This is a genomic window from Streptomyces sp. NPDC111606 (genome assembly GCF_055656945.1).
Map to the genome: position 1 here is coordinate 178,834 of NZ_JBVKBY010000004.1, position 23,537 is coordinate 202,370.

21 protein-coding genes are annotated in these 23,537 nt (G+C 71.0%); 10 read left to right on the forward strand and 11 right to left on the reverse strand.

The window, feature by feature from the left end:
* Window positions 1-52: 52 nt before the first annotated feature.
* Complete coding sequence (locus ACZ7M7_RS16195; protein WP_472116995.1) at window positions 53-1,258, reverse strand: MFS transporter; 1,206 nt, start codon at window positions 1,256-1,258, stop codon at window positions 53-55.
* Between the two features lie 92 nt (window positions 1,259-1,350).
* The gene (locus ACZ7M7_RS16200) at window positions 1,351-1,791 is read right to left on the reverse strand and encodes a MarR family winged helix-turn-helix transcriptional regulator (RefSeq protein ID WP_383627727.1); all 441 of its coding nucleotides are present in this window, start codon (window positions 1,789-1,791) and stop codon (window positions 1,351-1,353) included.
* Window positions 1,792-1,903: 112 nt separating this feature from the next.
* On the opposite strand from ACZ7M7_RS16200, the gene ACZ7M7_RS16205 reads away from it, so the two are divergent.
* Complete coding sequence (locus tag ACZ7M7_RS16205; protein WP_383602242.1) at window positions 1,904-2,317, forward strand: DUF1398 family protein; 414 nt, start codon at window positions 1,904-1,906, stop codon at window positions 2,315-2,317.
* Between the two features lie 86 nt (window positions 2,318-2,403).
* Entirely contained in the window at window positions 2,404-3,048 is a 645-nt protein-coding gene (locus tag ACZ7M7_RS16210) for a DNA alkylation repair protein (RefSeq protein WP_383602477.1), read from the forward strand.
* A gap of 199 nt (window positions 3,049-3,247) precedes the next feature.
* On the opposite strand, the gene ACZ7M7_RS16215 is transcribed toward ACZ7M7_RS16210, so the two are convergent.
* Window positions 3,248-3,706, reverse strand: coding sequence for an SRPBCC family protein (locus ACZ7M7_RS16215; RefSeq protein WP_383627726.1), 459 nt, complete (start codon window positions 3,704-3,706; stop codon window positions 3,248-3,250).
* Window positions 3,707-3,778: 72 nt separating this feature from the next.
* A complete protein-coding gene (locus ACZ7M7_RS16220) occupies window positions 3,779-4,873 on the reverse strand; it encodes a carboxylate-amine ligase (protein WP_472116999.1) in 1,095 nt (364 codons plus the stop codon).
* 216 nt (window positions 4,874-5,089) lie between these two features.
* Here ACZ7M7_RS16220 and ACZ7M7_RS16225 point away from each other — a divergent pair, with 216 nt between their 5' ends.
* Window positions 5,090-5,959 carry a polysaccharide deacetylase family protein gene (locus ACZ7M7_RS16225; protein ID WP_472117002.1) on the forward strand — a complete coding sequence of 290 codons (870 nt, stop codon included), beginning with the start codon at window positions 5,090-5,092 and terminating at the stop codon, window positions 5,957-5,959.
* 49 nt (window positions 5,960-6,008) lie between these two features.
* Here ACZ7M7_RS16225 and ACZ7M7_RS16230 read toward each other — a convergent pair whose 3' ends face one another.
* The 7 genes from ACZ7M7_RS16230 to ACZ7M7_RS16260 form a co-directional block, all read right to left on the reverse strand.
* Window positions 6,009-6,680, reverse strand: a complete 672-nt coding sequence (locus tag ACZ7M7_RS16230) for a hypothetical protein (protein WP_472117005.1) — start codon at window positions 6,678-6,680, stop codon at window positions 6,009-6,011.
* Between the two features lie 167 nt (window positions 6,681-6,847).
* Window positions 6,848-7,987, reverse strand: coding sequence for a PP2C family protein-serine/threonine phosphatase (locus ACZ7M7_RS16235; RefSeq protein WP_472117008.1), 1,140 nt, complete (start codon window positions 7,985-7,987; stop codon window positions 6,848-6,850).
* A gap of 10 nt (window positions 7,988-7,997) precedes the next feature.
* Window positions 7,998-10,160 carry an FUSC family protein gene (locus ACZ7M7_RS16240; RefSeq protein ID WP_472117011.1) on the reverse strand — a complete coding sequence of 721 codons (2,163 nt, stop codon included), beginning with the start codon at window positions 10,158-10,160 and terminating at the stop codon, window positions 7,998-8,000.
* Window positions 10,157-11,575 carry an MFS transporter gene (locus ACZ7M7_RS16245; protein WP_472117014.1) on the reverse strand — a complete coding sequence of 473 codons (1,419 nt, stop codon included), beginning with the start codon at window positions 11,573-11,575 and terminating at the stop codon, window positions 10,157-10,159. The genes ACZ7M7_RS16240 and ACZ7M7_RS16245 overlap by 4 nt, the downstream gene beginning before the upstream one ends.
* A gap of 201 nt (window positions 11,576-11,776) precedes the next feature.
* Window positions 11,777-12,982 carry a glycoside hydrolase family 64 protein gene (locus tag ACZ7M7_RS16250; protein ID WP_472117017.1) on the reverse strand — a complete coding sequence of 402 codons (1,206 nt, stop codon included), beginning with the start codon at window positions 12,980-12,982 and terminating at the stop codon, window positions 11,777-11,779.
* Window positions 12,983-13,171: 189 nt separating this feature from the next.
* Window positions 13,172-14,278: a hypothetical protein gene (locus ACZ7M7_RS16255; RefSeq protein WP_472117020.1), complete on the reverse strand. Its 1,107-nt coding sequence runs from the start codon at window positions 14,276-14,278 to the stop codon at window positions 13,172-13,174.
* 70 nt (window positions 14,279-14,348) lie between these two features.
* Complete coding sequence (locus ACZ7M7_RS16260) at window positions 14,349-15,059, reverse strand: DinB family protein (RefSeq protein WP_383602216.1); 711 nt, start codon at window positions 15,057-15,059, stop codon at window positions 14,349-14,351.
* 181 nt (window positions 15,060-15,240) lie between these two features.
* Between ACZ7M7_RS16260 and ACZ7M7_RS16265 the strand changes: the two genes are divergently transcribed.
* The 7 genes from ACZ7M7_RS16265 (at window position 15,241) to ACZ7M7_RS16295 (ending at window position 23,503) form a co-directional block, all read left to right on the forward strand.
* Window positions 15,241-15,897, forward strand: coding sequence for a TOPRIM nucleotidyl transferase/hydrolase domain-containing protein (locus ACZ7M7_RS16265; protein ID WP_472117023.1), 657 nt, complete (start codon window positions 15,241-15,243; stop codon window positions 15,895-15,897).
* A 131-nt stretch (window positions 15,898-16,028) separates the two neighbouring features.
* The gene (locus ACZ7M7_RS16270; RefSeq protein ID WP_472117026.1) at window positions 16,029-18,038 is read left to right on the forward strand and encodes a spermine/spermidine synthase domain-containing protein; all 2,010 of its coding nucleotides are present in this window, start codon (window positions 16,029-16,031) and stop codon (window positions 18,036-18,038) included.
* Between the two features lie 168 nt (window positions 18,039-18,206).
* Window positions 18,207-18,650, forward strand: coding sequence for a DUF6325 family protein (locus ACZ7M7_RS16275; RefSeq protein ID WP_472117029.1), 444 nt, complete (start codon window positions 18,207-18,209; stop codon window positions 18,648-18,650).
* Between the two features lie 109 nt (window positions 18,651-18,759).
* Window positions 18,760-19,059 (forward strand): SHOCT domain-containing protein, encoded by a 300-nt coding sequence (locus ACZ7M7_RS16280; RefSeq protein WP_383627712.1) that lies wholly within the window; start codon window positions 18,760-18,762, stop codon window positions 19,057-19,059.
* Window positions 19,060-19,077: 18 nt separating this feature from the next.
* Window positions 19,078-20,526 carry a chloride channel protein gene (locus ACZ7M7_RS16285; protein ID WP_472117031.1) on the forward strand — a complete coding sequence of 483 codons (1,449 nt, stop codon included), beginning with the start codon at window positions 19,078-19,080 and terminating at the stop codon, window positions 20,524-20,526.
* Between the two features lie 337 nt (window positions 20,527-20,863).
* Window positions 20,864-21,778, forward strand: coding sequence for a cyclase family protein (locus ACZ7M7_RS16290; protein ID WP_472117034.1), 915 nt, complete (start codon window positions 20,864-20,866; stop codon window positions 21,776-21,778).
* A gap of 144 nt (window positions 21,779-21,922) precedes the next feature.
* Window positions 21,923-23,503 (forward strand): GMC oxidoreductase, encoded by a 1,581-nt coding sequence (locus ACZ7M7_RS16295; RefSeq protein ID WP_472117037.1) that lies wholly within the window; start codon window positions 21,923-21,925, stop codon window positions 23,501-23,503.
* Window positions 23,504-23,537 lie beyond the last annotated feature (34 nt).

Below are 23,537 nucleotides of genomic sequence, written 5' to 3' on the forward strand. Positions count from 1 at the left end.
GAACGTACATTCTGGGGCGTGGGGCAGCCCGGGTTCAGAGTCGATACGGGGGTTACCGGCGTCGGTTCTGCAGTACCTGGGCGAGGAGGATGACGAGCAGCCCGGCGAGCGGCACCACCAGCAGGCCCACGCGCAGGCTGGTCGCGTCGGCGACGAGGCCGACCACGGGCGGGGAGAACAGGAAGCCCAGGCGCATGAGCCAGGACACGATCGTGAGCCCCGATCCCGGCTTGAGGCCGGGCAGTTCGTCGGCCTCCTGCATCGCGGCAGGCACCAGGGTGGCCACGCCGCACCCGGCCGCGGCGAAGCCGAGGATCGTGCCGGGCACCGTGGGCACGGCCAGCGCCAGCCCCATGCCGGCCGCGGTGATGAGCCCGCCGGTGCGCGCCACGGTGCGCTGACCGAACCGGTCGACCAGGCGGTCGCCGACGAGACGGCCGACGAACTGGGCTCCGACCAGGGCGATGAACCCGGAAGCCGCCACGGTGACGGACGCGTGCAGGGAGTCGGAGAGGTAGAGCGTCGCCCAGGAGTTGCCCGCGTCCTCGACGACCGTGCCGGCCGTCGCGATGACGACGAGCGCCGCGAGCACATAGCCCACGCGCAGGCCGCCCCGGGAGGGCTGCTGCGGACTCTCGTCCTGGACCTCCGCCTCCTCCCCCACGGACTCGGTGTCGGGACCGGGCAGGCAGTGGCGCAGGGCCACGAGAGAAACGATCCCGAACACCACCGCCGAGATCAGCAGGTGCTGCCCGCGCGACAGGCCCAGTGCGATCGCGCCGGCGGCCATCGAACCGCCCGTGACGGCCCCGACGGACCAGACGGCGTGGAAGGAGTTGATGATGGAACGTCCGTATCGGCGCTGCACCCGCAGGCCGTGCGCGTTCTGGGCGACATCGGTGATGGCATCCATGGCCCCGGCCAGGAACAGCGCTCCGGCGAACACGGCCACCGACCCCGCAAGCCCGGCGGCCAGGGCTCCCGCTCCGGTCAGCAAGGTCCCGGCCACCGCGACACGGGCCGACCCCAGCCGTCGGATGAGCACGCCCGCGGCCAGGCCGGCCGCGATGGCACCGGCCGGAAAGGCCGCCACGGCCAGTCCGTACGCGGTGTTCCCGATGCCGAGGTCGGCCTTGATCTGCGGGTATCGCGGAATGAGATTGGCGAAGAGGGCCCCGTTCGTGAAGAACAGCATGGCGACGGCCGCACGGGCATGCCGTTCATGCCGGGTGGGCGGACGCAGTACGTCAACTGTCATGCGGCGGAGCCTACAAGCTGGAGCGTACGAACGTACACTCCCTTCGGTGAAGGCCACCGAGTTCCACGTGCCGCACCGGCGGGCAGGGCATTTCAGCCCTGCCCCTCCTGTTGGCGGCGGACCTCGTCGATGACGCGGCGCAGCAGCTCACGGGCCGCGGTGATCTCATCGGCCGGAATGTCGGCAGCCAACCGGCGGTGGACCTCCGCCGCGCGGACCGTGATCTCGTCCAGGACGCGGCGCCCGGTGGGCGTGAGTTCCAGGAGCGGCGAACTGCGGTGCTCCGGATTGGGGCGGAAGTCGACGAGGCTCTCGCTTGCGAGGTCGTTGGCGAGGCGCTGCACGCCCTGGCGGGCGACTCCCAGACGGCGGGCCGCCTGGGCCACGGTCAGCGGAGTCCCGGACGCGACGCTCAAGAGCTGCCAGCGCGCCTGCGTCTGACCCTGGGATGCGGCGATCACCTCCCCCGACTTTCGCAGCGCTCCGGCCGCCTCGAACACGTCTGCCACCAGCAGCGCCACCTCGTCGGACATGCCCGCCCCTCAGATTGACAACATGTTTCCACTTCGGAAACATGTTGTCATATTACGGCTGGGGTCACCGCATCGCACCCCCGCACCAGCCACCGCCCTCCTGGAGGAGATCATGAGCACCGCGATATCGAACCTGCAGGCCACGTTGGAGCGCGCGGCCACCATCCGGCCCAAGGTCGGCGGCTTCCCCTACCTGGCCGAGTCGCTGCGGCAGGCCGGCGTTGCCCACTGCCGCATGGCGGTGCCGTCCAACGCCATGCTCTACCTGACCGACACCGGCCCCGTCGCCGTTCAGGGCGAGCCTCTGGTCACGGGCATGGTCGATGTCCTGCCGTTCGACGGCCAGGCACTCGTGGCGGCTCTGCGCGCCGATCAGGCAGGCGAGACCACCTTCCCCGAGTTCGTCGAGGGCTGCTGGAGGGCCGGCGTGGTCTGGTACGACGTCGACCTCGCCGCTCGCACCTGCACCTACTACGGCGCCGACGGCGACAGCTACACCGAGACCTACCCCGAGGTCGAGATCTGAGCTTCGCCAAGATGGGGGGCCGTCGGCTAGATTCCAGGCGCGACGGCGAGGAGGCCAAGGTGACCGAGACGACAGTGGCGCAGGTCATGGCCGAGTTGGCCGTGCTAGAGGACCCGAAGATGCGCGCGGCGAATGAGAAGCGCGGCGACGATCACGGTGTGAACCTCGGCAAGCTGCGCGCGCTCGCGAAGCAGCTCAAGACGCAGCAGGATCTTGCGCGCGACCTCTGGCAGACGGACGACACCGCGGCGCGGCTCCTCGCCTTGTTGATCTGCCGGCCGAAGGCATTCGAGCGGGACGAGCTGGACACCATGCTCCGCGAGGCACGTGCCCCCAAGGTGCACGACTGGCTCGTGAACTACGTGGTCAAGAAGAACCCGCACTCCGAGGAACTGCGGCTCGCCTGGTTCACGGATCCGGATCCGGTGGTCGCCAGTGCCGGCTGGGCGCTGACCACCGAGCGGGTGGCGAAGAAGCCCGAAGGTCTCGACCTCGCGGGGCTGCTCGATGCCATCGAGGCGGAGATGAAGGACGCCCCGGATCGTCTGCAGTGGGCGATGAACCACTGTCTGGCTCAGATCGGGATTCAGCACGCCGAGCACCGCGCCCGCGCCATCGACATCGGCGAGCGCCTGGAAGTGCTGAAGGACTACCCGACTCCCCCGAACTGCACCTCTCCTTTCGCGCCCATCTGGATCGGCGAGATGGTGCGCCGTCAGCAGGAGAGTTGAACAACCCCCGGTGCCACATCGACGGTGAGGGTCACGCTGCCGCCCGGCACGACCGGGCGGTTCAGCGTGCCGAGGGCCGGCGATGCATCACCGGAGTGGAGTTGTTCGAATCCGGTGGCACCGCCCGGTCCTCCCCACCCCGGATGGTCCCGGGTCCTGATGCCCGTCGGGCTCCCGGGATCCATCGGGGCGTTCGGGCTCATCCGGGGGTGATGCGGCCGCGCCAGCTGCCGGACTCGATCCCGCGGTGCTCGATGTAGTCCTTGAAGCGGCGCATGTCGCCCTTGATGCGGCGATCGATGGTCCCCGTCATGTCCGCTGCCTTCTCCGCGGCTCCGCTCGGTTCGACGTCCATCACGAGCTCCACCCGGGTGTGGGTGTCGTCCACGCGCTGGAAGCGGACCGTGCCCTTCTGATGGGTGTCGCCGCTGACGGTGCGCCAGGTGATCCGCTCGTCAGGGAGCTGGTCGACGATCTCGGTGTCGAACTCCCGCCGTACCCCACCGATCTTGGTCGTCCAGTGGTTGTGGCTGTCGTCGAGCTGCCGGACCTCCTCGACGCCCTCCATGAACTTCGGGAACTCCTGGAACTGCGTCCACTGGTTGTAGGCGGTGCCGACGGGAACCCCGACTTCCACGGTTTCCTTGACTGTGCTCATGCTTGATCCTCCTTTCACGGTGTGCGGCGGGTACCCAGGAGCCGTACGTCTACAAGGGAAAATCCAATGCGGTCACGGCACAGTGCTCCGGACGCCGATCAGATCGGTGACCGCCTCGATGCCGCCGTCGGCGAGGGCGGTGCGCTGACGGTCGGCGCCGGTCCCGTCACGCAGGAGCCGACGTACCAGTGCCGTGACCAGCCGGGTGTCGCCGGACGCGTCGAGTGCGGGAGAGATGTGACTCAGGAGCTGCTGCAGCACCGCCGAGGCAGGCTGCAGCGTGCCGCCGAGGCCGATCAGGGTGTCACTGAGACCGTGGCGGGCTGCATGCCACATCGCGGCCCGGAGAAGTTCGGGTTCGTGGGTGAGCGCGGGCGCGCCGGCGGCGGCTTCCCTCAGGGCGGTCTTCACCAGGGCCCGGATGATCCCGGCGAGCATGACGGCCTCGTCCGCGGTCAGCTGAACGTCCGAGCACCGCACCTCGATGGTGGGGAAGCGGGGTGAGAGTCGGGCCTGCCAGTACACCTGGCCGGAGTCGACGATCAAACCGGCGTCCTGCAGTCGCTCCACGCGCCGGTTGTAGTCCGCGGCGTCCTCGAAGCACGGGGGCAGGCCGCTGACCGGCCAACGGCTGAAGATCACCGTGCGCCAGCTCGCGAACCCGGTGTCCTGCCCGTCCCACAGGGGGGAGTTCGACGACATGGCAGTCAGTGTCGGCAGCCATGCCCTGATCCGGTTCAGCACCTGGACGCCCTCTTCGCGGCCGGGCACGGCCACATGCACGTGCATGCCGTTGACCAGCTGCTCCGCCACCAGCTGCGGCGCCTGCGTGACCATGGCCCGGTAGCGGGCCTCGTCGGTGACGGCCACCGGGCTAGCGCGTCGCAGGGGCGATGTCCCACAGGCCGCGAGCCGGCAGCCATGTTCCTCGGCGGCCACCGCAACCGCCTGCCTCAGACGCAACAGGTGCCCCCCGGCCTCGTCCAGCGTGTCGCACACCGGGGTGGCCACCTCGACCTGCGCCTGGAGCAGCTCGTGCTGCACCTCCCGGTCGGCCGCGAGACGCCCCAGCCCCGCCGCCTCCCGCACCTCGGCCCCCTGCGGCACCGGCAAAGCCGTGGCCGGGTCGAGCAGCAGGTACTCCTCTTCAACGCCGATCGTCGTCATCGACCGCCCTATGCTCCGCCCGACTGCCGGGCCAGGTCCCCATGCGTCTGGCCGACGCACCGCACACAGCGATGATCACCCCGCAGGACACCATCCATGTGGCTGTCCGAGTGCCGCGGCAGTCGCACGACAAACCAACGTTGCCGATCAGAGACGGTGTGCCCGCCGCACACGATCACGCTCAAGGAAGGGCACCGGGGGGCCGATGCCGGTGGCATGGAGACTCGTTCCCTCGCCGTCGCGCACCCTCGCGTGCGCCGTCGGCCGATCGCGGTGGCCGCCGCGCTGTTCGCCGTTCTCTGGGGGGCCGTGGTGCCCGGCCCGCAGGCCTTGGCGGCCAGGGCCGCCCCGCCTCGTCCGGTGGCGGCCGCGGACCAGGAAGGCCTGCGGGCACTGTTCGGATCGGAGAACCGTGTGATCCGTACGGACGAGCGGGTGATCGCCGTGACGTTCAACGCGGCCTGGAACGATGCCGGCTTGACCGGCATCCTCGGTGACCTCGAGCGGCGGCACGCGCCGGCCACGTTCTTCCTGACCGGTGACTTCGCTGATCGACACCCCGAGGTGGTGAAGAGGGTCGCCGCTGCGGGGCACGGGCTGGGCAACCACTCCTACAGCCACCCGTACTTCGCGGACCTGTCGGCGGAAGGAAGGCGTCGCGAAGTGCAGGCAGCGGACCGGTCCCTGCGTGCGGCCGGGGCGGGCAAGGCGTTGACCCCGTTCTTCCGGTTTCCCTACAGCGAGACCAGCCCTGCCCAGATCAGGGAAGTCAACGGGCTGGGGTTCGCGGACATCGAGTTCACCACCGACACCAACGGGTGGATGGGCTCCGAGGGCGGCATGACCGTCGACCACGCGGTGCGCAGAGCGCTGGACGCCCTGCGCCCGGGCGCGATCCTGCAGATGCACGTGGGCGCGTCGCAGGGCCGCACCGAAGTGATCGATGCCGGAGCCCTGCCACGGATCCTCGACGCGGTCTCCGACCGTGGGTACCGGGTCATCGACCTCCGTGCCCTGCTCGCGTCCCCGGCCACCCTCGCGGCGCCCTCGGGCAGAGGCATCGAGGGCGACGCGTCCCGGGGGTGAGCCGACCGGTCTTCCGGCCGGCTCGTCCGCCTTGCGGTGGTGGCCCGGTTCAGCTGTTGCGGGTGAAGACCTCGTTCTTGGTGGAGCCGTTGGAGCAGAGCTTCTTCTCGTCGGCCGTCATCTTGCGGGACTCGACCACGACCGCGTTGTGCTTGCCGTCCGTGCCGTTCGGGGCGGGGCCGGTGATCACGTCGGGCACGAACCAGTAGTAGTGGCCCCACTTGGGGTCGTCGTAGTGGGTCTGCCAGGTGCCGGATATCTGCTGCATCACCTGGGCGCGGGAGATCCAACCCACCTCCCCCGGCTGCACGTTCACCGTGAAGGAGCTCGTCTCCGTGCGCGAGCTCTGCCACGTGTAGTTGTACGTCGCGGTGACACTGGCGGTGATGATGCCCTCGATGCCGCCGCCAACGGTGACCGAGCCGCCCACCGAGTGGGAGGAGCCCACGGTGTCGGCCCACGACATCGTCTGGGCGGCGGGCGAGGCGGTGCAGTTGTAGAGCAGTTCGGAGACCTGACGGGGCTTGCCGAGGTAGGCCTCGCCGATCTCGGGGGAGTTGAAGCTGCACTTGCCTTCGCCGGAAGCGCAGTCGGCCAGGATCTGCTCCGCCGTGGGCTGTTCGTCTGCGGCAGCGGGCACGGCCGCCGCGATCGTCCCGAGGGCGGTCGCTGTCAGCGCCAGCGTGCGGCCGCCGTACCGCAGAGCGCGGTTGATCATCATCGTTGTTGCCTTTCCACCGTGCGTGGGGGGATGGTGACGAGGCCGCTGCACCGTGTTACGGAGGGGTCTGCAGTCACCGCGTGGTGCCCACGAGGCTCACGCAATCCACGGCGGAGCTACACCAAGAAACAGCAAAGTTGTACTTGATGTTCAGAACTGGTGAACAGTCAACTTCCAGCACGGCGGCTTGGTTTGATCCCGTCGGGCGTCAGGGCGAGGCCGAGGACCGCCCGGTCGTCGTTGTCCGACTGCGTCGACCAGCGCTCGGCGTCGGTGCGTACGAACGACACGACCGTCTCCGGGTCGATGGCGCGCCGGCCCGAGAAGCGTTCACCGAGCCGCTCCTGAACCGGATAGAAGACACCGTCCGCATTGCGCGCCTCACTCACGCCGTCCGTGTGCAGGACGAGCACCTCCAAGGGCCCGAGCAGGTGGACGGTCGTATCGACCGCGCCCGGCGCCATCGCGCCCAGGCCCAGGGGCAGACCGGGCGCCGTGAGCAGCCGTCGGGCGCCCTGCGGGCCGACCACGACGGGCGGGGGATGGCCGCGGTCCACGATCCGCACCTCGCCGCCCTCCGGCGGGAACTCCAGCACCAGTGCGGTCACGAACAGCTCGGGGTCGCCGTCGCCGCCGGCCGGGCTGTTGCGGGCGATGCTGAGCTCCAGGCGCTCGGCCAGGCTGCTCAGGTTCTGCCATTCGTGGGCCGAGACCCGGAAGCTGCCCAGCACCGCCGCGACCGTCTGGACCGCGTCCAGGCCCTTGCCGCGGACGTCGCCGATGATCGCGCGGACTCCGAAGGGCGTCTCGCACACGTCGTACAGATCCCCGCCGACGAGCGTGCCGCCTTCCCCCGCCTCGTAGAACCCGGCGGCGCGTACCGGGCCGAGCCTGCGTGGTACGGGACGCAGCAGGGTGCGCTGCATGGCCTCGGCGACCGAGTTGGCCCGGATCAGATGCTGCCGGGTGCGCTCCCGCTGCCAGGCCAGCGCAATGCTGGCGATGCCGATGAGGGCCGTGGCGAGGTACATCGCGACATGATGCTGCTCGTCGAAGTGGCCGGGACGCCGGGCGGCCATCCACATCTGGAGGCCCAGGCACACCACCGCCGACATGGCGGTGCCCCGCGGGCCGCGGGTCGCGGCGGCCAGCGGCGGTACGGCGATGAGCATGAAGCTCACCGGTTCGCGCCCCCGGACGATGAGTTCGGCCGCCACGTCGACGAGCACCGCGGCCAACGGCAGCCACCACACCCACCCTCGCGCGGAGGGCGGCCGGAGTTCGGAGCGGAGGTTCGTGCTGGACACGGCGCGCCCCCTAACTTCCGTGGCTTCCACGGACGGCCGTCGTGCCGCGGGCCGGCCGGCGCAGCGCCTCGAGCAGTCCCGCCTCGATCCGGGCGAGCTGGACGGTGAGGCTGCGCAGCCACGTGTCGAGGTCGACCAGCACGGGCAGTGGCGGCCCTGTCGGTTCCGAGGCCGGCGGCCGTGTCCCGACCGGTGGCGGACGGTCGGCGGTGCACAGGGCGGCGAGCCGGTCGGTGACCTGAGCCAGCGCGCGGGCGCCTGCCCGTGCCCGGTCGGCGGTGTCCGGAGGCAGCGAGCTCGCGGGCAGGTCGAAGCGGGCCAGCCACTGGGCGCCGAGCAGGATGTGGTTGGCCGTGATGAGCACGGCATGCCAGTCGGCGCGCGCGGGCGAGTCGACTCCGGGCTCGCTGCGGAACTGGGCGTAGGCGGACTCTGCGAGGCGCAGCCGGTGCAGGGCGGGGAGCGTCGGCGGGGCCGGCGCAGATCCGGGTGGTACGGCGGTCAGCATGTCGACGGTGCCCTTGATCAGCGGGCCGCACTCCCGCAGCAGCTCCGCCATGGTTCTGCGCACCTCGGTGCGGGCGCCGGCCGGCCAGGCGAGCATCGCGCACAGGAGCCCGATGGCGCTGCCGGTCACCACGTCCACGATCCGTGCCTCGGCCAGCCGCCAGGAGACCGGGGCGATCTGGGCGAACGCGGTGGCCACCACCAGCGTGAACAGGCCCTGCGCCCAGGCGATGCCGAGCAGCGGCCCGAGCGCGAAGGCGATGAGCATGGCCGGCGCGAGAATCGCGGCGTACGCCTCGGTGTGCCGGTCGAGCCCGATGAGCAGGGCGCCCGCCGCGACGGCGCCCACGAGGTTGCCGGTGACGGCCTGCCGGATGGCCGCCCACGTCGCCCCTACGGTGGTCCGGCTCAGCGTCAGCACCGCCAGCAGCACCCAGAAGCCGTGGGTCAGATCGAGCGAACCGGCGACGAGCCGAGCGGCGGCGAGCGCCAGGGCGATCCGTACGGCGTTCTGGAACTGCACCGAGCGCAGCGTCATGTTGCCGGTGAACCGGCGCGCCCACAGCTGGGGCGCCGCAGCATGCGTGTACCAGAAGAGTTCCCGTGGCCGGATCGGCGGGGTGCGTCGCCCGTCGAGGCCGACCCGTACGGAGATCTCCAGGATGCGCGTCGACTCGGCGACGGCCAGCAGCGCCGCCTGCCGGCGCAGCACCGGCACCGGCGGCACGTCGGCGGCGGGTCCCGTCGCCTGCCGGACGCGCAACTGCTGGAAGTCGTCGATGGCCTTGTCCATCCGCTGCGGGCCGGGGGCTGGCCGGCCCGTGCGCAGGGCGGCGTCGGTCTCGTCGCACAGGGACGCCACCTGGGGCAGCAGCGACCCGGACGGCGTGTCGGCACGGCCCACGCGCACGCCGACCCCGGCGCCTTCCCGGACGAGTTCGCGCAGTTCGCCGGTCTCGGTGAGATGGGCCAGTTGTTCGAGCAGCCGGCGGGTCGCGGACCCCGCCTGGGCGAGACCGCGGGGCACACGGCCGGGGCCCGCGGGGCGCTCCGCGGGCGGGAGGCTCGAAAGTCGCAGCCGCGCGCCTGTTTCCCGCAGTGCCTCTGGGGAGAGGCTGCTTCGCCCCGCGATGGTGTCGCCCGCCGTCGCAAGGGCCGCGGCGAGGGTCGTCCGGTAGGGCGGATCCGGCGGCTGTGGGAGCAGGAACAGCTCGCACAGCACCAACGCCAGCACTCCGAAGCTGAGCCCCGCCAGCCGCAGCCCCAGCGTCTCGGGTTCGTACGGCGGGAAGCAGGCCAGGATGTAGAAGAGCTGGAGTCCCGGCGCCGCACCTGCCGGGCGCGGGCCCGCGATCGCCGCGAAGGCGAGGAAGAAGCCCACGACGAGCATCCCGAGCACCGCCGCCCAGGTCTTCACCGCCAGCACGGTCCCCAGCGTGACCAGGAGCAAACCCACGGGCAGCGCCTTCAGCATCACTTCGGCGCGCTGCCGCCCGGACCCGGGGATCGGGGACAGCAGGCCCAGCGAGATCGGCGCGAACAGGGCGTACAGCGCCAGCACCGGTTCGTCGAGCCCGTACACGAAGCTGTAGAAGCCGGCAGCGGCAGCGGCAGTCACCCGCACCGACCGGTGCAGGATCTGCGTCCGCTCGGCCCCGCCCTTCACGGCAGGCGCCCGCCACGTGGCGCCCGCGAACCTAGCGGCGGGACACTGCCGAGGACCACGAGCCGGTGGCGTACGGCCATGACGACCACGGAAGCCGCGAGGATCACCGCGCCTCCGAAGCGCAGGATCGTGTCGTAGGCGGCCTCCGCCGACCGCTCCGGCGTCATGGCCGTGATCGCGGCCGCGGCACCCGCCAGCGCCACGCCGCCCAGCGTGACCAGGAACGTCAGCAGCACGCCCGAGGCCTCACCGGCCCGTTCGGGCGCCACCACCTGCTGGGTGGCGACACTGGCGAAGGTCCAGCCGAGACCGAGGCCGAGTCCGCACCAGGCGAACACCGGAACGTATAGCCACCAGGCCGTGACGAGGCTGAGCACGATCATGCCCGACCCGGCGACCGCCCCGGCAAGCGCCATCACCACCGTCGGCTGCATGTGCAGGGACAGTCTGGCGCCGAGCGGCCCGCTGAGCGCCACGAGCACGGCGGGTGCCAGGAACACCACGCCCGCGACGAGCGGGGACAGCCCCCGCACCTGCTGGAGGTACAGCGTCGAGACGAAGACGGTGACGGCGTAGCCCATGTTGGTGACGGTCCCCGTGCCGGTCACCAGGACGTAGGGCGTGTTACGAAAGAGCCGCAGATCGATGAGCGGATGCCGGGCGCGTTGCTCCCGCCGTACGAACAGGGCGCCCGCGACGGCGGCGATGACCAGCAGGGTGAGCGTGCGGGCGTGGTCCCAGCCCCAGGCGCTGCCCCGCTCCACGGCCAGCGTGAGCGCCGCCAGGGCGCACACGACGGTCAGGCAGCCGGTCAGGTCGAGCTGGCGTGGGGCCGTCGGGTCCCGTGAGTCGGAGACGTACAGGTACGCCACGATCAGCGCGAGCACGCTCAGTGGCACGAGGAGCCAGAAGATCCAGCGCCAGCCGGGCCCTTCGGTGAAGCCGCCGCCGACGAACGGTCCCAGGGCCGTGCCCACGTTGGCGATCCCGAACACCGCCCCGAGCGCCCTGGCCCGGATCGCGTCCGGGAAGGCGTTGGTGATCACGGAGACCGACACCGGGAAGACGAAGCCCGCGCCGATGCCCTGCACGATCCGTGCCCCGACGAGCGCCCAGAGCCCCGGCGCGAGCGCACAGCCGACCGACCCGGCCGCGAACAGCGCGGTCCCGCCGAGCAGGGCGCCCCTGCGGCCGAAGACGTCGCCCACTCGGCCGCCCACGATGAAGCAGCAGCCGATGGAGAGCATGTACGCGGACAGCGTCCACTGGGCGGCCGAGGCAGTGGCACCGAATTCGTCGGCGATCCCGGGGACGGCCAGGTTCAGGGCGAAGAAGTCGAGCTGGATGCAGAACAGGGCGACCGCCACCGCGATGAACGCCCCCGTCCGCGCGGCCGGCGAAGACTCAGCGCGCATGAGCACGTTCCTCTCGGGCCGACGCCGCCGCGGCGCCTTGGGCGGGCCGGACATGTGATCCACTGCCCATTGTCGGCCGACCCGGTACGAACCGCAGCCCGACGCCTCCGCACGGTGGCGACGCCCCGCGGGCACAGAATCCACCGGCACCGCGATCGGCTCATGGTGCCGGTGGCTGTCGGACCCATCTGTGACGGGCTGTCAGTTGAAGGGTTCGAGGGTGAGGTAGGCCTGGCGCGGATCGCCGTCGTGCACGAGCGACTCGTGGTGGCCGACGTCGTCGAAGGCGAAGGCGTACGCCTTGCCGTCGGCCATCTGCGCGTGGATGTGACGGGCGTAGTGGTTGGTGACGCCGTCCTTGTAGAAGGCGCCGGCGTCGGAGTCGGGCTGGTTGGGGTTGACCAGCAGCGTGGAGCGGTTGAACCCGGCGCACAGCGTGCGCGAGATCGGGCCGCGCACCTGGTCGTTCGGCGCGTCGAGGAGCCGGTGACAGCCGAAGACGGAGGAGGCGTCCGGCTTCTGGAAGCTGGTGACGACGGCGCCGGCGGTGTTGGTGAAGTTCATGACGCCGCCGGAGACCCGGCCGTAGTACTTGGTGTTGGGCTGGTTGGCGAAGGGCGTGACCGTCAGCGTCGTGGAGGAGTATTTCTGCCAGACGCGATTGATGTAGTCACTCATGACGGCGGCCGGGAGGGCTCCGGTTTCCAGCCCGTACAGCGGCGACAAGGCGCGCAGCACGGTCCCGTCGGGTCGGGTCTGGATGAGGTTGGCCCAGCCTCCGGGCTGTGATCTGAGGGCGTTGAAGAAGGCGTTGTATCCGCCGGACTTGAGCCGGCCGGTGTTTGCCGTGCTGCCGTCGGCGCGCTGGACTCCGACGGCGTACGGCGCGGAGAACATGTCGACCTGCGTGCTGTTGATCCACAGGCCGGAGTCGTTGAGTGTGTATTCGGACCAGTTGAACAGGATGTTCCGGTTGGGGTCCGTCGGGTTCTGTACGGCGGGCTGGACCAGGCCTCCGGTGGTGAGCTTGAACACCAGTTTCTGGCCGTAGGAGAAGTACACGCGGCCGGAGAACTTCGGCATTCGGATGGTCGTCGACCGGCCCGCCGCCGGTCCCGGTATCGCGGCGTCGGGTGCGGGGGTCGGCGGGTTGCCGCCCGCGGGCCAGGGGTGGAAGGTGCCGCCCGCGTCGGCCCAGCCCTGCCGTCCGGTCGACAGTTCGGTGCCGAGGTTGTAGATGTACACCTGCTCGCCGCGGGCGGAGTTGTTGGTGATCTTCAGGGGGATCGTCGCCGGAACGGCGGCCTGGGCCGGCGACTGCGCGCCTGCCGTGAGCAGCCCTCCGGCGAGGACCGTGGCGATGGTCAACCCCACGGCCGAGGCTCTGCGTTTGAGTGTGCGCAGCATGCTCTGTCTCCGTTCGGCTCCGGTCGATCAGGACGATTCTGAGAGCGCTCTCAGAATCGCGCTCTGGTATGGACCTGTCAATGAGTTGGGGCTTGGCGCAGACCGGTCCGGGAGGTGGGAGAGGCACCGGCGCCACTCGGCGGGTCGTCAACTCCCCTTGCGGGCGCCGGCGTCGACGGTGGCGCCGGCCTACACGGAGACCGTGGTCTCGGCCGTCTCGTCGACGCGCCTCGCCGCGGCCGGCCTCAGAGTCACGGCCGCCGCGGCTCCCGCCGCCAGGCCGAAGGTCAGGGCGGCCGGGACGCCACCGCCCAGGCCGGCGAACAGTTGCAGCGGCCCGTAGCCCATGCCCGTCCTGTCGGTGGCCATCCGCAGCATCTGGCTCGCGAGCAGCCCCAGGACGGTCGCGCAGACCGCGCCCACCGCCATCGCCGGGACCGTGGCCCGGGTGAGCAGTGCCGGCAACCGCCGAAGCGCCCACCACACCACGGCGAGCAACAGCACGTCGCCGAGGCGGACCACGAGCCAGTCGCCGAGAGCCGCCCCAGTGGGGCCTGCCCAGGCGCCCAGCAGCAGCCACTGGCGCAGCAGGTCACCCGGTTCGGAGAGCAGCCCACCGCCTGTGGCGGCCGTCTGGATGGCGGCGGCGACCGGCTGGTACGACAGCACCACCAGGGACACCGCGATCACCGCGGTCCCAACAGTGGCGGCCAGGCGGGCGGCACCCGCCGGAACGGCCTCCGGCGCCGGCGGCCCGGTCCCCTTGTCGGTGACCCGCGCGGTGAGCACCGTGCCCGCCGCCGCGACCAGCGCCGTCACGACCAGGATCTGCCGCCCGGAGGAGCTCACACTCGCCAGCTGCGGCAGGAAACGGTAACTGCCGTGCCCCCACGCGGCGATCAGCCACGGCGCCGAGACGGTCACCGCGAGGGTCCCGGCCACCAGACCCCAGCCCCACAGCGCAAGGAACGCGGCCGTCATCCGTCCCCGCACCGGCGGCAGCCGGCGGACCAGGAGCAGCGCCCCGAGCACGAAGAAGGCGAAGACCGCGCAGAAGCGGATCTGCAGCGCGGTGGCGTACAACTCGCGGTAGCGGTCGCCGGGCTGAAGCGATGCCGGAGGATCGTACGACCAGGGAGTGAGCCACTGTTCGAGTCCGGCGGCGGTCTGCCCACCCAGCACGCCATCGGCACCCGGCAGGTCCAGCGCGTGCGCACTCGCCCCCGCCCACCAGAGCAGCGCCGCCAGCAGCACCCCTCCGACCAACGCCGGTATCACCGCACGCCGATACGTCATGTCGCCCCGTCCCCCCGCCTGTGGTACCGCATCCCCGTTGCTCTGAACGGGGGAGACTACGGGACGCTGATCACGTACGGCGAGCCCGCCACAGGTCTCGCAGGAGGGCGATCTCGGCCATGTGGTGGATCAACTCGAGGTTGGCACCCCACAGGGCGGAGATGAACGGCTCGTCGGGGTCGGAGCCGTAGGGGTACTGGGAGAAGCCGAGCGTGTCGAGTTGCTCGTCCGTCATGGCGCCGACGCTCTCGCGCCAGCGGTCGATCACCACCCAGAACCGGTTGAGCGTCAGGGCGGCGGACGGGCTGAAGTCGACCATCAGCTTGGGGTCCTGACGCCGTTCGCCGAAGGTCCACTCCCACTGGCCCGCGAACTGGTAGTGCAGATGGCCCAGTCGCCAGGCGATCGTGGTGATCGGTGTCTCGTCCGGTTCGGTCGGGCCGGTGTGGGCGAGGATCTGCTCGACGCGTTCGACGCTCACGCTCCAGTCCTCGGCGATCTTCGCCACGGACATGCCGCCGGCTGCCTGCCGGCCGATCTCGGCGTACTCGTTGGAGGGGATGTCCGGGGCGCCTTGGTCCAGCAGCCACTCACCCGGCCCGAAGGCTCTCGGCGTCGTCGCCTCGGCCCGGCGCCGGATCGACCAGCTGCCGGGTGCCGGCTCCCACAGGTACTCCTCGTCGCCGAGTCCCGTGAGCCGCACCTCGGCCATCTCCCTGGCGCGGTCGAACTGGTCGAGCAGCAAGCCGAATCGGTCGGTCCGCACGCCACCGATGTCCATGCCGGGCCCCCTTCGAGGAAACGCATCTCACTGCGTCTCAGCCGGAGGCTAACGGCTCACGCGTGCGGGGCGCGACGGATTTACGTGCCCCACGCGTCCACGCGCCCACGTGTCCACGGAAAAACGTCCGCGCGTACAGGATCTCCGGCGTGTCACGATGGCTTCGGGGAAGCGAGGTCTCGTGGACGAGTTGACGCGATGGCGCCGCGCGGTGGTCGCTTGGGCGGCCGGCGGAGCGGGGGCAGGCACGGCCGCCGCGACGGCGCGGGAGCTGGCCGGCGGCCAGGTGCGGACGATCGTGCTCGTCGAGGGAAGCAGCGATCAGGTCGCGCTCGAAGCGCTGGCCACGCGGCACGGCCGTGACCTCGGTACGGAGGGCATCGCGGTGGTGCCGCTGGGAGGCGCGACGAATATCGGGCACTTTCTGGACGTGTGCGGTCCGCCGGGGCTGGGCCTCCCGCTGGCCGGTCTCTGCGACATCGGTGAGGAACGGCATTTCCGGCGCCATCTGGAGCGGGTCGGACTCGGGTCCGGTCTCACCCACGCCGGGCTGGAGGCACTCGGGTTCCACATGTGCGTCGCCGACCTGGAGGACGAGCTGATCCGCGCTCTCGGCGCCGAGAACGTGCGGGAGGTGATCGAGGCCGAGGGCGAGTCGCGCCCCTTCCAGACCTTCCGGAACCAGCCGGCCCAGCGGGAACGGCCCGTCGAGCACCAACTGCGGCGCTTCATGGGCACGCACAGCGGTCGCAAGGCGCTCTACGCGCAGTCGCTGGTCGCGCACCTGGACCTCGCTCGTGTGCCCCGGCCGCTGGAACGCCTCCTCGCGCACGTCTGACGTCCGGCTTCTCGCCGTGCCCCTGCTCCACGTTCGGGGCTCCCACCGGCAAGGCATCTCGACTCGTCGACCCGGAAATGGCACCGTAATCCGGCATGAAGCTGACCGATTCCGGACAAAAGGTAAGTTCGGTGCGCTGGAGGCTGGTACTCGCCAGCACCACCATGCTTTTCGTAGAGCTGGCGCTGATCAGATGGGCAGGCGCCAACGTCGTCCATCTCAGTTACTTCTCGAACTTCATCCTGCTGGGATCGTTCCTCGGCATCGGCATCGGCTTCCTGATCCCCGCGGCGCGCGGACAGTGGCTCAAACGCTGGACCCCGATCCCCCTGGCACTGCTCGTCATCCTCGTAAGCACGTATCCGGTCCAGGTCCGTCAGAGCAGCAGTGAGGTCATCTACTTCACCGCCGTGAAGACCACCGGCCTCCCCCAGTGGGTGACATTGCCGGCCATCTTCCTGCTGACCGCGGTGATCATGGCCGGGATCGGCAAGATCACCGCCGACCTCTTCCGCCAGCTCCCCTCCCTCGACGCCTACCGCTACGACCTGCTCGGCAGCATCGCCGGTTCGGTCTCCTTCGCCGTACTGTCCTGGCTGCGCGCCCCCTCGGTGGTGTGGGGCGTACTCGCCACCGTGGCCCTGCTGATCCTCGGCGGCCGCCGCAACACCCTCGTCTACGGCGTCCCGCTCGCGGCGATGGTCGCCACGCTGTTCGTGGAGACGGCCACGGCCGGCATCTCCTGGTCGCCGTACTACAAGATCGAGCTGAAGTCCTCACCGACCACCACGCGGACGTACTACATCTCCGCCAACGGCGTTCCGCACCAGAGCACCGCGCCGCTCCCGGTACTGATGCGGGAGAACTCGCCCTATCGGCAGGCGTACGACCAGACACCCCGCAACCCGCACAAGCGCGTGCTGATCATCGGAGCCGGCAACGGCAACGACGTCGCCGTCGCGCTGGCGCACGGAGCACAGCGCGTGGACGCGGTCGAGATCGACCCCCGCCTGCAGGAGATCGGCGCGCAGCTGCACCCCGCCAGGCCGTACGACGACCCCAGGGTGCACGTCTACATCGACGACGGGCGGGCCTTCCTGGAGCGGACCAACGCCAAGTACGACCTCATCATCCTGGCGCTCCCGGACTCCCTGACGCTGGTGTCGGGCGCGAGCAACCTGCGGCTGGAGAGCTACCTCTTCACCCGGCAGGCGTTCGAGGCCGCCCGCGATCACCTGACGCCGGACGGCGCGTTCGCGATGTACAACTACTATCGCAAGAGCTGGTTGGTCGACCGCTTCGCCGGTGACCTCGACGACCTCTACGGCCACGCCCCCTGCATGACGACGTTCAAACGGAACGCGGCCGTGCTGGTGGCCGGAATGACCCCCGCCGACCAGTCCTGCAAGCAGACCTGGCAGCCCAGCGGCCCGGTCCCGGCGGCCGCGACCGACGACCACCCGTTCCCGTACCTGCTGCACCGGACCATCCCCACGATCTATCTGGGCGCGCTGGGCGCGATCCTGCTGGTGACGCTGCTGGCGGTACGCCTGGCCGGGGTCCGCATCCGAAGCACGTTCCGCTACGCCGACATGTTCCTGCTGGGCGCGGCCTTCATGCTGCTCGAAACGAAGAACGTGATCGGCTTCGCGCTCTACTTCGGTACGACCTGGCTGGTCAACGCCCTGGTCTTCTTCGGAGTTCTGCTCTCCGTGCTGGCCGCTGTCGAGGTGCGGCGCAGATTGCGGCGGGTCAACCTGCTGGTGCTGCAGCTGATGCTCTTCGGCTCCCTCGCGGTGGCCTTCCTCGTCCCGCCGCAGGCCGTGCTCTCCCTGCCCACCGTGGGCCGGCTGGCCGCGGCCATCGCCCTGGCCTTCGCGCCCATCTTCTGCGCCAACCTCATCTTCTCGGACCGCCTCGCGCAGGCCTCCGACCCGACCTCGGCGTTCGGCGCGAACCTGCTGGGCGCGCTGACCGGGGGCGCGCTCGAGTACCTGGCCCTGATGACGGGCTATCAGGCGCTGCTGCTGGTGGTCGCCGCGCTGTATCTGGGGGCCTGCATCGCCATGCACTTCGCCGGACGCGGGCCGGGCGGGCAGACGACGCGGATGCCCGACGAGACAGTGAGCGTCAAGACCTGACGTCGGCGGCGGATCCGGTCGAGCCGGGGGCCCGGTCGTCCCGTGGACATGCAGGGCGCCCGGCCGAGTGCTGCAATGGCTGGAGGGGCCCGACCCTCCGGCTGCGCCGCGGGCGAGCGATGCCCGACGATGTGTGACCGGGCCCGTACCCACCTCTGAGGAGTGGCCATGAACCAGGACATCGGGGACATGGGGCCCGTCGACTACCTGATCGTCGAGTTCCCCGGCAGCCGTATGACGGGTGAGGGGCTGCCCCTGCTCGTCGACCTGGTCGAGGGCGGCATCATCCGCATCCTCGACCTCGTCTTCATCCACAAGGGCACCGACGGTTCGGTCGAAGGGCTGGAACTCCGCAACGTCGGGGACGAGGTCGACCTGACGGTGTTCGAGGGAGCCTCCTCGGGACTGCTGGACCAGGGCGACCTGGACGACGCCGGTGCGGCGCTGGAGGCCGGCAACTCCGCCGCCGTCGTCGTGTACGAGAACGTCTGGGCCGCGCCCCTGGCGCGTGCGCTGCGGCGCGGCGGGGCCGAGGTGGTGGCCGGCGGGCGTATCCCCGTGGACGCGCTGCTGGCGTCGCTGGCGGCCGCCGAGGCGACGGCGGCGCCCTAGGGGACCGAGGCTGTCGTCACCTGGGTGCCACGCCACCCAGCGCGACTCCACCCGGGCGCTACTCCGTCCGGTGCCACTCCATCCACGGATCACAGGGGAGATGACTGACATGCCAGGACTCCTTCGCGGCGTCGCCCGCACCGCCGTCGTCGCGGGGACGGCCACAGCCGTGTCGAACCGCGTCTCACGGCGGCAGGCGGGCCGGTGGGCCCAGCAGGACGCCGAACGACAAGTCGCCTACCAGCAGGGCGTCGCGCCTCCGACACCCGCCGCGCCCGCCGCACCGCCGTCGACCGCCGACGAGATGACCAGCAAGATCGACCAGCTGAAGCAGCTCGGCGACCTCAAGGACCAGGGCGTGCTCACCGAAGAGGAATTCGCGGCCCAGAAGCGCCAGGTCCTCGGTTGACGCGGGGGGAACGGGGTCGTGCCTGAGCCGGGGTCTTCGGCTGCGCCCGCCACCGGTACGCAGCCGGAAGAGGCCGACCGGCTGCGTGAGCTGCTGCGCAGCCCGGCGTATCAGAAGACGCTCGTCTTCTCAGCGCTGATCGGTATCCCGGTCTCCCTTGCCGCGTTCTGGTTTCTGGCCGCCCTGCACGAGCTCGAGCACCTGATGTGGGCCGACCTGCCCTCGGGGCTGGGCTGGGACACCCCTCCGTGGTGGTGGCCGCTGCCGTTGCTGACGCTCGCCGGCGTCGCCGTCGGCCTCGTGGTCCGGTATCTGCCGGGAGCCGGCGGTCACGTTCCCGCCGGCGGTCTGCATGCCGCGGGGCTGCCTCCGGTCTCCCTGCCGGGGGTCATCCTGGCGGCCGTGGCCAGCCTGCCGCTGGGCGCCACCCTCGGCCCCGAAGCGCCGCTGATCGCGCTCGGCGGCGGCCTTGCCCTGCTCTTCGGGCAACTGGCACGTGCCCCGGTGACGACGCAGAGCGCGGCACTTCTCGGAGCGGCCGGCGCCGCTGCGGCGCTTCCGGCGATCTTCGGCAACCCGCTGGTGGGAGCAGTGATCCTGATCGAGGTGGCCGGAGTGGGCGGGCCGCGGCTGTTCGCCGTCATGCTGCCGGCGCTGCTGTCCAGCGGGATCGGCTCGCTGGTCTTCACCGGATTCGGCCGCTGGACCGGCCTGTCCATCGGCAACCTGACGCTCACGCTGGGGGTGCCCACGCCGCGCCTCGACGCCGGGGACGTGCTCTGGGCGATTCCGATGGCCGTCGCGATCGGAATCGCCGTGCACCTGATGCTGGACACCGGGCGCCTGGCCGCGGTGTTCGTCTCCAAGAGGCCCGTCGTCCATACGGTGGCCTGCGCCCTTGCCGCCGGGGCGTGCGCGACGGTCTACACGCTGGCCGTCGACCGGACGCCGGTGGACGTGGCGTCCTCCGGCCAGGCCACGCTGGCCAAGCTGGCCGAGGACCCCCACTCCTGGGGTGTCGGTGCACTGATCGCCGTGCTGCTGTGCAAGGGGGCCGCGTACGGGCTGTGCCTGGGCAGTCTGCGCGGCGGTCCCATCTTCCCCGCGCTGTTTCTGGGGGCTGCGTTCGGCGTCCTGCTGGCACCCCTGCCGGGGTTGGGAGTCGTGCCCGGCCTGGCGGCGGGCATGGCGGCCTCGGCCGCGGCGGCGCTGCGGCTACCGGTGAGCAGCGCGGTGCTGGTCGTGCTGCTCATGGGCAGCGGAGCGATGACTCCCGTGGTGCTCCTCGCGGCGGTGGTGAGCTTCGTGACCGCCCAACTCCTCCCCCCGGGCCGTCCCGTGCCACCGCTGGGCAAGCCGGCCCCGGTACCGGGCGGGGCCACGGTCGGCCCGAGCTCCGGTCCACCGGACGGGCACCCGTCTGACCGGGGCGCCGGGACGGCGGCGGAACGGGCCGAGGGCGCCTGACTCGACTGGGAGCTGTGGCCAGGTAGGGGCATGCGGCACTGTCGCGGTTGTGTTCGGCTGGGACGGGCCGAGGCTCCCCGTCGTGGTGGGCCGGGGACACCGCAGCGGGCCCCGGGATGCCCCGCAACCGCGACGCGCCAACATGCGTGGCCGCCCTGCCCGGTCGACAGTGGAAGCCAGAGCCCTGCGGACAAGGAGCTCACATGGCCGATCGCCGGAAGCGCACCGCGCTCGCATTGCTCGTAGTGCTCGTCCAGCTCGCCGCGCAGCGGAACCCGGCCGGGCCGGGCTCGCCGTCGTGATGAGTTCGCGTCCGAAGGCATCGGCGCCGGAGCGCATGTCCGAGGCGGCCTTCCGGGCCCTGTACCGCCGGTTGCGTGAGCAGGCGGGCGGCACCTGTGGTGACCGCGGGGCGCTCGGCCGGCTCACGCCCGAGCGGGTCGTCGCCGCCGTCGGCGAGGTCCGTACCGGGCGTACCGTCTCGCTGGCCGCGCCCATCGAGACCGAGCCGGGGCCGGACAATCGGCAGCCCGCGTCCCACCGGATGATCGCGCCGACGGACAAGAAGGAGACCACCGCCCCGGGGCTGCACTTCGCCCGCGACCGGTTCGCCATGAACGTGCACGGCGACGCCGACAGCCACCTCGACGCGCTCTGTCACGTGATGTTCGACGGCCGGCTCTACGGCGGCGTCCCGGCGAGCACGGTGACGCCGGACCACGCCGGCGCGCTGACGCTGGACCTGGTGCGGGAGGGCATCGTCGGACGGGGTGTGCTGCTGGACATCCCCCGGCTGCGGGGCGTCCCGTGGCTGGAACCCGGCGAGCAGGTGAGCGCCGAGGACCTCGAGGCCGCCGAGGCCGCGCAGGGGGTCACGGTCGGACCGGGCGACCTGCTGTTCGTGCGCGTGGGGCATCGCAGTCGGCGACGCAGCCTCGGCGCCTGGGACCCGGCCGAGGCCCGGGCCGGACTGCATCCGGAGGCGATGCGCTTCCCGGCCGAGCGGGGCGTGGCCGTACTCGGATCGGACGGCAACAACGACGCCGGACCGAGCGCGGTGACCGGGGTCGACTACCCCGTGCACGTCCTGGCCGTGAACGCCATGGGACTGCACCTGCTGGACTGGCTGGACCTAGAGGAGCTTGCGGAGGTCTGCGCCGGGTCGGCCCGCTCGCGGTTCCTGTGCGTGGTCGCCCCGCTGCGGCTTCCCTCGGCCACCGGATCGCCGGTGAACCCGATCGCCGTTCTGTGAGCGCCGGCAAGGGCACCCTTGCCGAGGCGGGCTCCCTTGCGGATGCCGCACCGGCGGCCTCCGTATACGTTCGAAGTGGGCCCCCAGACGTGTCCGGGTCACCGCAGCGGCGGGAGACCACCCCAGCCAAGGACGGTGGTCGTCATGGGCGACTCCCCCCAGTACGACGTCATCATCATCGGCACCGGAGCCGGCGGGGGAACGCTCGCCCACCGGCTGGCTCCCTCGGGCAAACGGGTCCTGGTCCTGGAACGCGGTGACTACCTGCCGCGCGAGCGCGACAACTGGGACTCCACGGCCGTGTTCGTCAAGGGCAAGTACCGGGCCCCAGAGTTCTGGCTCGACAAGCACGGCAACGAGTTCCCGCCCGAGGTCAATTACTACGTCGGCGGCAATACCAAGTTCTACGGCGCGGCCCTGTTCCGGCTGCGGCCCGAGGACTTCGGGGAACTGCGCCACCACGACGGCCTCTCCCCCGCCTGGCCGATCCGGTACGAGGACCTGGAGCCGTACTACACCCAGGCGGAACACCTCTACCGCGTGCACGGCCGGCACGGCGAGGACCCCTGGGAGGGCCCGTACAGCGAGCAGTACGCCCATCCTCCGGTCGAACACGAGCCGCGCATCCAGCAGTTGAGCGACGACCTGGAGAAGCAGGGCCTGCATCCCTTCCATCTGCCCATCGGCGTCGACCTCACCCAGGACGCGAACGGCGGGGCGACCCACTTCAGCGCCTGCATCCGCTGCAACCGGGTCGACGGGTTCCCCTGTCTGGTCCGGGGCAAGTCCGACGCCCAAGTGGTCTGCGTGGAACCGGCCTTGCGGCAGCCGAACGTCGAGATGATCACCAACGCCCACGTCACGCGCCTCGACACCGACCCGACGGGCCGCAGCGTCTCCGCGGTCGTCGCCACGCTCGCGGACGGGCAGGAGGCCCGCTTCGAGGCGGACATCGTGGTCGTGGCGTGCGGAGCGGTCAACTCGGCCGCGTTGCTGCTCGCTTCGGCGAACGACCGGCACCCGGGCGGGCTGGCGAACAGCTCCGACGTGATCGGCCGCCACTACATGCGGCACAACAACCTCGCCCTGATGGCCGTGTCGAAGGAACCCAACGACACCCAGTTCCAGAAGACGCTCGCACTGCACGACTGGTACCTCGGCGCGGACGACTGGGAGTTTCCGCTCGGCGGCATCCAGATGCTCGGCAAGTCGGACGCCGAGCAGATCCACGGCGAGGCCCCGCGCTGGGCCGGGGCGGTGGCGCCCGACATGCCCTTCGAGGTGCTGGCCCATCACGCCGTCGACTTCTGGCTGTGCGGGGAGGACCTGCCGCTGCCGGACAACCGGGTCACGCTGGAGGGCGACGGCCGCATCCGCCTGACGCTCGACGAGAACAAGAACACGGCCGGACTGAAGCGCCTGCAGCACAAGCTCCAGCACCTGCTCGGCCACCTCGGCATGCACGAGCACCACCTGCTGTCGCACAGCATCTACCTGCACAAGGGGATGCCCATCGGCGCGACCGCGCACCAGGCGGGCACCGTGCGGTTCGGCACCGATCCGGCGTCCTCCGCCCTGGACGTCCACTGCAAGGCGCACGACGTCGACAACCTGTATGTGGTCGACACGAGCTTCTTCCCGAGCATCGGCGCGGTCAACCCGTCCCTGACGGCCATGGCGAACGCCCTGCGGGTGGGCGATCACCTCTTGGAACGCCTGGGTTGAGCGGTCCCCGGCGACTCGCCTTCGAGCGGGCGAA

Coding starts and splice junctions, on each gene's coding strand:
- ACZ7M7_RS16195 (WP_472116995.1), bottom strand. CDS start 1,258: ATGACAGTTGACGTACTGCGTCCGCCCACCCGGCATGAACGGCATGCC.
- ACZ7M7_RS16200 (WP_383627727.1), bottom strand. CDS start 1,791: ATGTCCGACGAGGTGGCGCTGCTGGTGGCAGACGTGTTCGAGGCGGCC.
- ACZ7M7_RS16205 (WP_383602242.1), top strand. CDS start 1,904: ATGAGCACCGCGATATCGAACCTGCAGGCCACGTTGGAGCGCGCGGCC.
- ACZ7M7_RS16210 (WP_383602477.1), top strand. CDS start 2,404: ATGGCCGAGTTGGCCGTGCTAGAGGACCCGAAGATGCGCGCGGCGAAT.
- ACZ7M7_RS16215 (WP_383627726.1), bottom strand. CDS start 3,706: ATGAGCACAGTCAAGGAAACCGTGGAAGTCGGGGTTCCCGTCGGCACC.
- ACZ7M7_RS16220 (WP_472116999.1), bottom strand. CDS start 4,873: ATGACGACGATCGGCGTTGAAGAGGAGTACCTGCTGCTCGACCCGGCC.
- ACZ7M7_RS16225 (WP_472117002.1), top strand. CDS start 5,090: ATGGAGACTCGTTCCCTCGCCGTCGCGCACCCTCGCGTGCGCCGTCGG.
- ACZ7M7_RS16230 (WP_472117005.1), bottom strand. CDS start 6,680: ATGATGATCAACCGCGCTCTGCGGTACGGCGGCCGCACGCTGGCGCTG.
- ACZ7M7_RS16245 (WP_472117014.1), bottom strand. CDS start 11,575: ATGCGCGCTGAGTCTTCGCCGGCCGCGCGGACGGGGGCGTTCATCGCG.
- ACZ7M7_RS16250 (WP_472117017.1), bottom strand. CDS start 12,982: ATGCTGCGCACACTCAAACGCAGAGCCTCGGCCGTGGGGTTGACCATC.
- ACZ7M7_RS16255 (WP_472117020.1), bottom strand. CDS start 14,278: ATGACGTATCGGCGTGCGGTGATACCGGCGTTGGTCGGAGGGGTGCTG.
- ACZ7M7_RS16260 (WP_383602216.1), bottom strand. CDS start 15,059: ATGGACATCGGTGGCGTGCGGACCGACCGATTCGGCTTGCTGCTCGAC.
- ACZ7M7_RS16275 (WP_472117029.1), top strand. CDS start 18,207: ATGAACCAGGACATCGGGGACATGGGGCCCGTCGACTACCTGATCGTC.
- ACZ7M7_RS16280 (WP_383627712.1), top strand. CDS start 18,760: ATGCCAGGACTCCTTCGCGGCGTCGCCCGCACCGCCGTCGTCGCGGGG.
- ACZ7M7_RS16290 (WP_472117034.1), top strand. CDS start 20,864: ATGTCCGAGGCGGCCTTCCGGGCCCTGTACCGCCGGTTGCGTGAGCAG.
- ACZ7M7_RS16295 (WP_472117037.1), top strand. CDS start 21,923: ATGGGCGACTCCCCCCAGTACGACGTCATCATCATCGGCACCGGAGCC.